This window comes from Achromobacter sp. Marseille-Q4962, from assembly GCF_943737005.1.
Taxonomy (GTDB): Bacteria; Pseudomonadota; Gammaproteobacteria; order Burkholderiales; family Burkholderiaceae_B; genus Achromobacter.
Map to the genome: position 1 here is coordinate 48,030 of NZ_CALSFU010000025.1, position 11,530 is coordinate 59,559.

The 11,530-nt window shown below is 68.8% G+C and carries 12 protein-coding genes; 5 read left to right on the forward strand and 7 right to left on the reverse strand.

The features are described from left to right. Nucleotides 1-435: 435 nt before the first annotated feature. The gene (locus tag NGJ44_RS19370) at nt 436-1,224 is read left to right on the forward strand and encodes a sulfite exporter TauE/SafE family protein (protein ID WP_251865217.1); all 789 of its coding nucleotides are present in this window, start codon (nt 436-438) and stop codon (nt 1,222-1,224) included. Here NGJ44_RS19370 and NGJ44_RS19375 read toward each other — a convergent pair. Further along, entirely contained in the window at nt 1,184-2,413 is a 1,230-nt protein-coding gene (locus NGJ44_RS19375; RefSeq protein WP_251865219.1) for an arabinose transporter, read from the reverse strand. The two genes, NGJ44_RS19370 and NGJ44_RS19375, sit on opposite strands and share 41 nt — an antisense overlap. Nucleotides 2,414-2,786: 373 nt before the next feature. Here NGJ44_RS19375 and NGJ44_RS19380 point away from each other — a divergent pair, with 373 nt between their 5' ends. The 4 genes from NGJ44_RS19380 (at nt 2,787) to NGJ44_RS19395 (ending at nt 6,154) form a co-directional block, all read left to right on the forward strand. Continuing rightward, a complete protein-coding gene (locus tag NGJ44_RS19380) occupies nt 2,787-3,653 on the forward strand; it encodes an aldo/keto reductase family oxidoreductase (RefSeq protein WP_286012412.1) in 867 nt (288 codons plus the stop codon). Next, nucleotides 3,650-4,525: a helix-turn-helix domain-containing protein gene (locus tag NGJ44_RS19385; protein WP_251865221.1), complete on the forward strand. Its 876-nt coding sequence runs from the start codon at nt 3,650-3,652 to the stop codon at nt 4,523-4,525. The genes NGJ44_RS19380 and NGJ44_RS19385 overlap by 4 nt, the downstream gene beginning before the upstream one ends. A gap of 91 nt (nt 4,526-4,616) precedes the next feature. Then, nucleotides 4,617-5,261 carry a LysE family translocator gene (locus NGJ44_RS19390; RefSeq protein ID WP_251865222.1) on the forward strand — a complete coding sequence of 215 codons (645 nt, stop codon included), beginning with the start codon at nt 4,617-4,619 and terminating at the stop codon, nt 5,259-5,261. Nucleotides 5,262-5,521: 260 nt separating this feature from the next. Further along, nucleotides 5,522-6,154, forward strand: coding sequence for a TetR/AcrR family transcriptional regulator (locus tag NGJ44_RS19395; RefSeq protein WP_251865233.1), 633 nt, complete (start codon nt 5,522-5,524; stop codon nt 6,152-6,154). A gap of 16 nt (nt 6,155-6,170) precedes the next feature. On the opposite strand, the gene NGJ44_RS19400 is transcribed toward NGJ44_RS19395, so the two are convergent. The 6 genes from NGJ44_RS19400 to NGJ44_RS19425 form a co-directional block, all read right to left on the reverse strand. Next, nucleotides 6,171-6,905 carry a 2OG-Fe(II) oxygenase gene (locus tag NGJ44_RS19400; protein ID WP_053244024.1) on the reverse strand — a complete coding sequence of 245 codons (735 nt, stop codon included), beginning with the start codon at nt 6,903-6,905 and terminating at the stop codon, nt 6,171-6,173. A 2-nt stretch (nt 6,906-6,907) separates the two neighbouring features. Next, nucleotides 6,908-7,654 carry a 2OG-Fe(II) oxygenase gene (locus NGJ44_RS19405; RefSeq protein ID WP_502802152.1) on the reverse strand — a complete coding sequence of 249 codons (747 nt, stop codon included), beginning with the start codon at nt 7,652-7,654 and terminating at the stop codon, nt 6,908-6,910. 294 nt (nt 7,655-7,948) lie between these two features. Next, nucleotides 7,949-8,392 (reverse strand): hypothetical protein, encoded by a 444-nt coding sequence (locus tag NGJ44_RS19410; protein WP_251865235.1) that lies wholly within the window; start codon nt 8,390-8,392, stop codon nt 7,949-7,951. Continuing rightward, entirely contained in the window at nt 8,325-9,665 is a 1,341-nt protein-coding gene (locus NGJ44_RS19415) for a type II toxin-antitoxin system HipA family toxin (protein ID WP_251865226.1), read from the reverse strand. The genes NGJ44_RS19410 and NGJ44_RS19415 overlap by 68 nt, the downstream gene beginning before the upstream one ends. Nucleotide 9,666: 1 nt before the next feature. Continuing rightward, on the reverse strand, nt 9,667-9,930 hold the full coding sequence (locus tag NGJ44_RS19420; RefSeq protein WP_251865228.1) for a helix-turn-helix domain-containing protein: 264 nt from the start codon (nt 9,928-9,930) through the stop codon (nt 9,667-9,669). A gap of 259 nt (nt 9,931-10,189) precedes the next feature. Then, nucleotides 10,190-11,404 (reverse strand): MFS transporter, encoded by a 1,215-nt coding sequence (locus NGJ44_RS19425; protein WP_251865229.1) that lies wholly within the window; start codon nt 11,402-11,404, stop codon nt 10,190-10,192. Between the last annotated feature and the right edge of the window lie 126 nt (nt 11,405-11,530).

Sequence of the window (11,530 nt, forward strand, 5' to 3'; positions counted from 1 at the left end):
GCCCGCAAGAGCGCCCCGCGGCGCAAGAGGTCGTCCCCATTCTCCATTGCCGATCCGGCGGAACGGATGCCCGGCGGCAGGAACACCTTCCCGATGCAATGGCGTCCGCCGGCAGGCTGCTGGTGGCATCGCCCGGCTGCCTAGGGCCTGCCGACCAAACCGGCCGTCCTGCGGCGCCGCGTCCGTCTGCATCATCGTTTGGCAACCGGCGGAAAGCGGGAGCCCTGGCCATTGATAGCGGTTCGCGATGGCAGTCGAAGCCGCCACCTGTCGCCGAAAGATCCGCGTTTTCGTGAATTTCATGTCGGAAAACCTGTTTCCGGGCCAGCAGCGCGGCGCTCGCGCGGCCATCGGGCAGTCAAGGCTGGCCCGCGCTTGCCATGCCGCGTCAATTATGAAATAAAATAATAAGCTTATTCCAAATGGTTATTTAATATGCTCACCGCCGCTATCCTGGGCGCGGCCGTCGGCGCGCTGCTGGGCCTGACCGGCGCGGGCGGCGGCATCCTCGCCGTGCCCGCCCTCATGTTCGGCCTGCACATGCCGCTGGCCGACGCCGCGCCCGTGGCGCTCATCGCCGTCGGCGCCGCCTCGGCCCTGGGCGCCGTCCAGGGCCTGCGCCGCGGACTGGTGCGCTACAAAGCCGCCACGCTCATGGCGATAGCGGGCGGACTCACCGCGCCGGCCGGGCTGCTTCTCGCGCGCCAATTGCCTGCCGCCTGGCTGAGCCTGGGCTTCGCGGCGGTGATGCTGCTCGTGGCCGCGCGCATGGCCGGCCAGTCGCGCCAGGCCGGCGCCGGCGATCCGCGCGCCAAGCCCTGCCGCATTTCGCCCGACACCGGCAAGTTCATCTGGACGCCGCGCACCGCCGCCACGCTGGGCGCCATCGGCGCGGTGTCGGGCGTATGCACGGGCATGCTGGGCGTAGGCGGCGGCTTCATCATCGTGCCCGCGCTCACCTACTTCAGCGACGTGCGCATGCACGGCATCGTCTCGACCTCGCTGATGGTGATCGCGCTGATCTCCGCCGTCACCGTGGCTTCGGCCGCGGCCCACGGGCTGGCGCTGTCCGCGGCCCAATGGGCCTTCGTGGCCGCCGCCATCGCCGGCATGGGAGTCGGGCGCGCCTTTATCCACCGGGTGCCCCAGGCCGCGCTGCAGCGCGCGTTCGCGCTGGTGTGCGTCATTGTGGCGAGCGTGCTCGTCTGGCGCGCCCTGGGCTGAACAACGCCCCCGAGCGGCGCGCGCCGGCTCCGAGCGACAGCGCGATCACGCAACCGGCCGCGGCGGCGCCCGCGCCCAGGGCGAACACGCTGCCGTAACCCGCGCGGTCGGCCAGCAGGCCGGCCAGCGGCCCCGTCAGGCCGTAGGCAATATCCTGGAAAGCCGAAAACCCGCCCATGGCCGTGGCCCGCAATCCGGGCTCGATCCGGTGCACCACCTCGCGGCCCATCGCCGGAAAGATCATCGAGCAGCCGAGCCCCGTCAGGAACGCGCCGGCCAGCGCCAGCAAGGGGCTGGACGCGCCCCAGACCAGGGCCTGGCCGGCCGCCTCCACGGCAAGCGAGCCTACCGCCACCCGCAACCCGCCAATGCGGTCCGGCAGATGGCCCAGCAGCACGCGCACCAGCACGAAACCCGCGCCGAAAGCGGTCAGCCCCCATCCCGCGTGGGCCCAGTGCCGGCTCAGAAAATGCAGGGTGAAGAACGCGCCGATCGCGGCAAAGCCGATGCCTTGCAGGCAGACCACCGCGCCGTGCCGCCAGATCCTGCCCACCACGCTCCAGAACGAGGGGCGCGGACCGCCCGCATGCGGCGCCACGTCCGGCAAGCCCCGGATCGCCAGCAGCCCCAGGCAAGGCAGCGCGGCGCCGGCCGCCATGGCGCCGGTTAAGCCGATCCTCTCCAGCAGCGCCAGCCCGATCGGCCCGCCCACTGCGAGCGCGCCATACATGGCCGCGCCCACCAGCGCCAGCACCCGCCCCGAGCGCGCCGGACCCGCCAGGCCGATGCCCCACGCAATCGCCCCCACCGCCGCCAGGCTCTCGCCCAGCCCGAGCGCGAGACGGCCGGCAAGCAGCACCGCATAGGCCAGCCCGGCGTGGCCCAGGGGCAGGCCCGCCGCCATCGAGATCAGGCTGCCCGCCGCGTACAGCGCCAGGCCGCGCCGCACTGCGGCCCGCGGGCCCTGGCGGTCCGCCAGCCCGCCGGCATGGCCGCGGGTGAAGATCGTGGCCAGGAAAGCCGCGCCCGCGCCCAGGCCGGCCCACGCGTTGCCCAGCCCCAGTTGCCCGGCCACATAGACGGGCACCACGGGCAGAGACATGCCCACGCAGAGATAAGAAATGAAAAGCACGGCGGTCAGGCGCGCCAGGCGCCCCCGGGCCGGGTCTTGAGAAGAAGAAAGCGTCATGCAGAACCACTCCAGGCAGTTCCCCGGACGGCTCGGCGCGCGCAACGCACTTCGACCGGCGGGGATCGACAGTGCGTTGATTGACGTAAACGCTTACGGCCAGCACGGCTGGCGTGAAACTCGCCGCGCCGCCCGGCCCGATCGGCACGGATGGCGCGCTTGCGGCGAATAGCATACGACGGCATCGCCCCCTTCCGCTATTCGCATTTCCGGCCTGCCGCCGCAAGCGCGGCACGCCTGGCGTCGCGCGGAAAAATGCGGCGTCCCGCCGTCGGCCCCGGAATCGCGTACTCGCATTTCCCTGCGGCGGCCGGCCGCGCTATCGTGAATGTCCGGCGTGAATGTCCGGCGCCCATCCCAGGAGATACCCCCCATGCCCTCCCCCCTGTCTACCCGCGCGTTTCCGCTGGGCAGCCGCCGCGTCGGCCGGATCGGCTACGGCGCCATGCAGCTCGCGGGCCCCGGCGTCTTCGGCCCGCCCAAAGACCGCGACGCCGCGCTGGCCGTGCTGCGCGAGGCCGTCGCATCCGGCGTGAACCACATCGACACCAGCGATTTCTACGGCCCCCATGTCACCAACCAGCTCATCCGCGCGGCCCTCGCGCCCTATCCCGACGACCTCGTCATCGTCACCAAGATCGGCGCGCGCCGCGGGGCCGACGCCTCCTGGCTGCCGGCCTTCTCGCCCGAGGCCCTGACGCAGGCGGTCCACGACAACCTGCGCAACCTCGGCCTGGACGTGTTGGAAGTGGTCAACCTGCGCATCATGCTCGACCCCCACGGCCCCGCGGAAGGCTCGATCGAGGCGCCGCTCTCCACCCTGGCCGGCCTGCAGCAGCAGGGGCTGGTGCGCCACATCGGCCTGAGCAACGTCACGGCCAAACAGGTCGCCGAAGCGCGGCGCATATGCGAGATCGTCTGCGTGCAGAACCACTACAACCTGGCGCACCGCGGCGACGACGCTCTCATCGACGCGCTGGCCGGCGACGGCATCGCCTACGTGCCGTTCTTTCCGCTGGGCGGCTTCACGCCGCTGCAATCGTCCGCCCTGTCGGATGTGGCGCAGCGGCTCGGCGTCACCCCCATGCAGGCGGCACTGGCCTGGCTGTTGCATCGCGCGCCGAACATCCTGCTCATTCCCGGCACCGCGTCGCTGGCCCACCTGCGCGAAAACCTCGCCGCCGGAGACATCGAGCTGCCCGCCGACGCGCAGCAGACACTGGACGGCATCGCGCCATGAGCCATGAGCCATCCCGGACGGACGCGCCGGCGCGCGCGGCGAGCGGCGCCGGCTCGGACCCGCGCCCGCCGTCTGGCCCGGCCGAGGCTTTCTGGCGCGACCCCGCCCTGCCCTTTGTCGAAAGCCGCCGCGCGTGCCGCAGCCGCGCCTGCTACAAACCGCACAGTCATCCCACGTTTTCCATCGGCGCCGTGGACGATGGCGCCAGCGTTTTCACGGGCGCGCCCGGCGGGCCCGTCGCGCTGCGGCCCGGCGCGCTCGTGTTCGTGCCGGCAGCGCGCGTGCATGCCTGCAACCCGGCGCCGGGCGCCGCCTGGAGCTACCAGATGCTGCATTTGGACGCCGCGTGGCTGCGCGCCGTGCGGCAGGAGTACGCCCGGACCGACGACGAGCCCGTGCGCGTCGTCTCCGACCCCGCGCTCTACCGGCGCTACTGCCGGCTCAACACGCTGCTCTTCTCCCCTGCGGACCCGCAGGAGAAAACATCCGCGCTGATCGAATTCGTCGGCGACTGCGACACCTCGGCGGGCCTGCGCATCGCCACGCCCGCCGCCTCGCCCCGGCTGGCCGCGCGGGTCGCGCCCATCCTGGAGCGGCTGCGCGCAGATCCGTCCATGCCCGTCGCGCTGGACACGCTGGCGCAATGGACGGGCGCCAGCCGCTACCAGACCATCCGCGCCTTTCGCGCCGTCACCGGCATGACGCCGCACGCCTGGCAATTGAACCAGCGCGTCAATCTCGCCCGCGAACGCATCCGCGCGGGCGACGATATTTCCGACCTGGCCTACCGCCTGGGCTTCGCGGACCAGGCGCATTTCCAGCGCGTCTTCAAGGCTTATGCGGGCATGACGCCCGGCCGCTTCCGGCGCTAGGCGCGCCGTGCCGGCGCCGCAATTTTCTTCAATACGCGGCGCGCCGCCGGCCTGCACACTACGGGAGTCCGTTACCGATACGCCCTCCTGGATGCAGCAATTCCTCATGATCGCCGCGGCGCATTTCCTGGCGCTGCTCTCGCCCGGCCCCGACTTCTTCCTTATCGCCCGCACCTCGCTGCATGCCGGCTGGCGCATCGCCAGCGGCGCATGCCTGGGCATCGCGGCCGCCAACGGCGTATTCATCGCCGCCGCCTTCGCCGGCACCGCCGCGCTGCGGCCCGACAGCGCCTGGTTCGCGGCGCTGCAACTGGCCGGATGCGGCTACCTGCTTTATCTCGGCGTCCTGTTCATCCGCCACGCCGGCGCCGGCGGCCTGGGCGGCACGCTCGCGCCGCCCGGCCGGGAAATGCACCCAGGCCCGCATCCCGCCGCCGCCTGGCGGCGCGCCGCCGGCATGGGCTTGCTGTCGGCCATTCTCAACCCCAAGAACGCGCTCTTCTACGCCAGCCTGGCCGCCATGCTCGGCCCCCAGGCCGCGTCGGGGTGGAAGATGGTCTATGGCGTCTGGATGTTCAGCGTGGTGCTGCTGTGGGACGTCCTGGTGGCGGCCCTGATCGGCAGTCCCGCCGTGCTGCGGCGTTTCGAGCGCGCCCTGCCCTGGCTGGAGCGGGCCTCGGGCGCGATGCTGATCCTGCTCGGCGCGGGCGTGACGGTTTTCATGCTGGCCCGCTGAGGCAGGCTTAACCCACCAGCGCTTCCAGCGCGCGGGCGCGCGCCAGCCGCCTGAACGTCCGCAACAACAAAACGCCTGCGGAGCGAAACAGAAAAATGCCCCATGCCGCGCCCGCGTGCGGGCCAGCCGTCCCCCAGGGGGATTCTTGTTCGCCGGGCCGGCCCGGCGGCATGGAAATGCGATTAATTCGTCGCGTTGGTAGAATACGATTGTTTCGTCGCATTTCCTATTCGCATTCCTGCCAGTCGCCCGACGCCGCCATGCCCCGCCCCGCCGCCCCGCAAGTTTCCTCGCGCAAGCAGCCCAAACAGGCCCGTTCCACCCAGCTCGTCGCGGCCATTCTCGAAGCCGCCACTCAGGTTCTGGCCAAGGAAGGCGCACAGCGTTTCACCACCGCGCGCGTCGCCGAAAGAGCCGGCGTCAGTGTGGGCTCGGTGTACCAGTACTTTCCCAACAAGGCCGCCATTCTGTTCCGCCTGCAGTGCGACGAATGGCGCCAAACGACGGACCTGCTGAACCGCATCCTGGGCGACGCGCGCAAGCCGCCGCTCGCACGGCTGCGCACCCTCGTCCATGCGTTCCTGCGCTCCGAATGCGAAGAAGCCGCCATGCGCGGCGCCCTCGGCGACGCCGCGCCCCTCTACCGCGACGCGCCCGAAGCACAACAGGCCCGCGCCGCTGGCGGCCGCTGCATCCGGGCCTTCATGCAAGAGGCGCTTCCCCGGGCCGCCCCCGCCCGCCGCGCGCTGGCCGGCGAACTCGTCACCACCACCCTGAGCACCGTGGGCAAGGAGTTCTCATCCAGCCCGCGCACGGCCGCCGACATCCGGACGTACGCCGATGCCATGGCCGACATGTTCTGCGCATATCTCAAACACTTGGGCGCGCGCTGACGCCGCCGCCCCGACCTCATGGCGCATCGTGGAAGAACACCTCCATGCCGATGCGCTCGCCCCGCCGCACCCGGCTCACCGCATGCCTGAAACTGACCCGGTACGCCCCTCGCGCCCCTTCCCGGGGCCATCCCGCCGTCGCGACCACGGCCACGTCGCCCAGCCTCAGCGGCGCCACGATCGGGCGCGATTGCATCCGGGGCCGCTGCTCCGTCATCACGAACTCGCCGCCCTCGAAATCCTCCCCCGGCTCGGATAGCAGCGCCGCCAGCTGCATGGGAAACACCTGCCCGCCCTCGGCGCGCTGATGCAGCAGCACATAGTCGTCCACACCCAGCCGACTGAGATGGGACTGCGGCCGGCGCTGCCCCGCCTCGCGATTGCGCCGCAAGAACGCGTCCAGCTCGTCCGGATAGCGGTTCTCGATACCCAGCCGTTCGTTCCGGCGGTTCGCGACGACGGCCAGACAGCGGTAGAACGCCTCGCGCCACGCCGTCCACGGCGCCGGCAGGCGCGATCCGAAATACAACCACTCCCCGCGTCCCGGCGGATTATCCGGCGGTTGCTCATAACCGGCTTCCCGCAACGTGCCGGCCAGGCGCGCCAGCCCGCGCGCCGCGTTCCTGTCGAGCAAGCCCGGCAACAGCGCGTAGCCGTCGGCATCCAATTGCGCGGCAATGCCGGCCCAATCCTGCCGGTCTATCGTCGTGGCCCCGTATTCCTCCGCCAACACGTCCGCAGATGATTTCATGCTCAGCTCGCGTCGTGGAAGATCAGGCCCAGCGTGTAGCGCCTGCCGCATTCCACGCGGCTCACGCCGTGGCGCATCACCGCCTTGCGCAAGCCGCGCCGGCCCTGCGCCGGCCGCTGGCGCACCGTGAACACCACCGCATCGCCCTGGCGCAGCGGCACCACCTCGGCCCGCTGCCCCAGCGCCGAAAGCTCCGTCATCACGAACTCCCCGCCCGTGAAATCCCTGCCCGGCGCCGACAACAGAATCGCCGCCTGCAATGGAAACACATGTTCGCCGTAAACATCCTGGTGCAGGCAGTTGTAATCGCCTTCCCCGTATTGCAGTATCAGCGGCGTCGGCCGCGCCTGCCCCGCCTGCCGGCAGCGCAGGAGAAACGCGTCCAGCTCGTTCGGATACCTCGCCTCGATCCCCAGCGACCGATTCCAGCGGCTGGCAATCGGCGCGAGCTTCTCATACAGGCCCTGGCGCAGCCGCTCCACCAGCCGCGGCAACGGATATGCGAAGTACTGGTACTCGCCGCGCCCGAACCCGTGACGCGCCATCGCGATCCGCGTCCGAAAGCGCGCCTGCTGCGGATACAGCCCCGCCAGCGCCTCGCATTGCGCCGGCGTCAACAGCCCCGGCAAAACCGCATGACCATACGCATCGAGCGACTGCTCGACGCCCGCCCAATCGTACTTGCCGCGCGCCACCGCATCGTCATGGCCCTCGACGGCCGGGATTCTGGCCGGGGTTCCTGGACTCATCATGGCCTCCATTGCCCACGCTCCGTTGCCGGCGCGGTTTGCCGGCGTTTCAGCTTCGGCGACCGGCTCGCCGCGCGCCCGCGGAATCCGGCCGCGTCGCCGGCCGGTCGAATGACCAGCATAGAAGCCGCTCCGCAGCCCGGAACTCCGTTTCTTGTGGCCATGCGAACTCGCGGCAAGCAGCTATTCATTCCACGCTTTTCCCCTTTCCGCCCCTGCCCCTCATGCGGCTTGACGTGCAGCCGCGACCCGAACAAACCGCCAAGAACGCACGAGCCAGAGGGACACCTTTCATCAATCGCTTCGTCCTGTCGGGATGGCAACAAGGGCCCGCAATGCCGACTTCCGAGTGATCGCGCCCGCGGCTCCCGGCATTTCTTTGTCCGACCCAAGATCCTCGGCCTCGACAGGCTGCCGGCCGCCATCGGAACGCCAATACGGGTAGGCAGCTCGGCGCTTGGCTTGATGGTCCGCCGAGACGTGGACATTACGGTCATATGCGAAGCGCTGGATCAGAAAACGCAAGAGGCCGTCGTTGAACTCGGCGCCAGGATCTCGATGCACGAGCTTGTCGGCGATCTCACGCAGTCCTGGATGCCGTGTCACCGACGGCTCGCGGAAAACGCATAAAGACGGCGTGTTGAACAGGCGCTGCGCCAGACCTGCGCCTTCACGCCTCCATTCCGCCCAGCGCCGCCGCGGCCTGCTCGAGCCCGCCCAGAACGGTATCGGCAACACGCGGAGAAAAGCCTGGCGGCAAATCCGCCCGCGCCTCGGCAATGGCCGCCGGCGTGCGCGCAAGAATCTCCTCGATAAGCGGTTCGGCCGTCGGGCCATAACCCACCTGCTGAGCCGTGCTGTTGAAATGCCGCCGCTGGATGCCGTGCATCTCGTAATGCCGGTTCTTGCCGAGCAGGGCCATTGCCAGCCTGACCTCCTGCGGCAACCATTGATCAGGGCCGTCGCCCAGCACCGGATACGCCGACATCACGTCATACAGCCGCGTCAATCGAAAGCGGCCCCTCGGCAGCAACCGGATGCTGAAATTCTTGGCGTGGCCGTCCGGCGCGCGCAGCAGCCAGAACAGCACCTGCGCGGCCATCAGCGACTTCATGTCGGCCTCCGCCTTGACCGACTGCCGCAAGGTGGAGAACAACGCCTTCAGCCCCGGGCCGCCCTCATTCTCATACTTGCGCAACGGGGAACAACCCTCGACCTGGCAGAAATCCTCCTGCGGCAGCCGCATGAGCCATTGCCCGTCCGGCGCCACGCGCCGATCGAAACGCGCCACCACCAGCACGCGCTGCCTGCCGAACGTCTCGATATGGGCATCCGCGACATCCAGCCCATATGCCCTCAGCAGCCTCAGGCACAGCCACTCGTTGTCCACCGACGTCGTGAAATCCGCCCGGCGCCCGCCCACCAGGCCGAGCGGGAGCTTGAAAATATGGCTCGTCGGCGTGGCGCCGCGCGGCGCCAGCCACTGCCCGTTCCACCGCAGCAAAGCCATCTTCTCCTGCGCGCCCGCCAGCGAAATGCGGAAGTCCGCGTCCGGGTCACGGCCCGCCGCGAAAGCCTGCGGCGACACCGTCTCGACCAGATGCCGTTCGATATCCTCCTCAGACAGCGGCACCCCGTCGATGCGGTCAACATCCCGCGGCGTCTCGTCCTCGCCCAGAAGCTGCACCGCCCCCACGCAATCGCGGCCAATGGCCGACAGCAGATCGAACGGCTCCGGCGAGCGCGTCCTGAATCGCTCCGCCACGCGTCTTCGGATCGCATCGCTGTCGGGGAGGAGATTGTCGAAATAGTTGGCAACCTTCGCGCCCTTGAGAGGAAGGTTCTGCAGATTGAACGGCAGCGACAAAGACAGCGGCCGACCGATATCCGCCGCCACCCAGTCCGCCTCGTACTGCAATTCCATCTCCCCCCGCGTGGGAATCGTCCACCGGCCGACCCGGACCCCGTTGGCCCAGATCGACAGGCTGCGGCTATGCGACCGGCGGCCCATCTCACCAATCCGCCCGCGCGTTGGCGGCCGGCGCCGCCCCGCCCCGCGGCCCCACCGACAATTCCAGTTCCAGCGCCGCACACCAGGCCAGCAATTGCTCCACGCTCAACTCATGAGCATGAAGCTCCAGATGCGAAATCCGCGACTGGCTCAAGCCGAGACGGCCTGCCAGCGCCGACTGCGTCAGCCCCTGCGCCTTGCGCGCCGCCTGCAGCACCGACCCGAGCTGCGTGGCGGTGAGCAGGATCTGGGAGGAGGATGGCATGGCACGATACCTGTTATTCAGTTAAAAGTAGAATATCTGAATACCAGATATTCATCAAATATCTGGTATTCAGATACACGCATGACCCTGCAGAATTCGCGCCGGTTATGTGGGCGGCAGGGTCATGGTGGGCGCGGGCACGCTGACGTTGGGAATGCAGTCGGCCTGACTCGCCCGCCGTTCCCGAGGCCGGCGTCTTGAAACCGGCTGCCCGACGTACGGCCTCTTTCACCCTCGGAGAAAACGGCCCCGCCCGGCATTACCTCCGCCATCCAGGAGAAACGCTCGCCCCATTGTCCTCATGAGCCGTGCGCAAACTCGCCAGCAGCGCCAAGGCGATAAAGCCGCTCACGCCCGCGCAAAGCATCGCGGCATGAAAGCCGCGTTCCATGGCAAGCGTATAAAAACGGGCAAACCCCGGAAACCCAGCGGGCAGGACATGATGCGTGACCGCCAGGTGCGCGACGGCCTCCGCATCGGCAATACCCTGCCCGGCCGCGGCCCGAGCAAGCACGCGGACGGCCTGCTCGCTCATGAGCGTTCCCAGCAGCGCGATACCTATCGTCATCCCCGCCTGACGCAACGCATTCATGGTCGCGGAAACCGACCCGGCCAGTTCCGGCGGCGCCATGCTCATCACGACGATGCCCGTCGCAGGCACTGCCAGGCCGGCGCCCGCCCCCAGGAGGCCGAAAAGCAGCGCCACCACCCCATAGGGCGTCACCGCCGTGCAGAACGCCATCCCCGACATGGACAGCGCGGTCAGGCCATAGCCCGCGGCCATCAGGCGACGAACCGGCACAACCATGCTCAGCCGTCCGAACAACATCGACACGCAGCCCGTGGCGACGAACTGCGGCATCATCCGCCACCCTGCGTCCGCGGGCGGCCAGCCCTGGATCTGCTGGAGATAGATCGATGTGAAGAACAGGCTGCTGTAGTACGAAAACCCCAGGATGAACGAAGCGGAGTTGACCACGGCAAACGACCGGTTCCGGAACAGCGTCACCGGCACCAGCGGCCGCCGCGCCCGCCTTTCCACGGCGGCGAACACCGCAAACCCCGCCAATGCCATGACAATCAGCGGCAGCGCTCGCGAAAATCCATCGTCTCCCGTCGCGATCATGCCGTAGGCAAGCGCGCCCAGCGAAAAAATACTCACAATCTGGCCAACCGGGTCCAGTGCCGCATGATCCGGATACTTTCGTTCCGGAATACCCCATAACCCCGCCCCGACAGCCAAAACGCCCAACGGCAGATTGATAAGGAAAATGCTCTGCCAGCCCAGGCTGCGCAATAGCAGGCCGCCCGCGAGCGGCCCCATAATGAGCGCCAACGCTGTGCACGCCGACCATCCGCCGATAACATGCGCACGCCGGGCAGGATCGGAAAACAGATGGGTGAGAATCGGCATGGCCCCCGCAATGAGAAATGCCGCGGATATGCCCTGAACCGCTCTGCCCGCCAGCAACATGAATTGCCCCGGGAATCGAGGAGGCTGTTTGGTTAAAGTACAGCGTTCATCGGCACAGAGTCAGAGTTGGTACGGAGATAGCGTTCTTCAGCCTGCGCAGGAGGAATATACCCGATGGACCCGAGC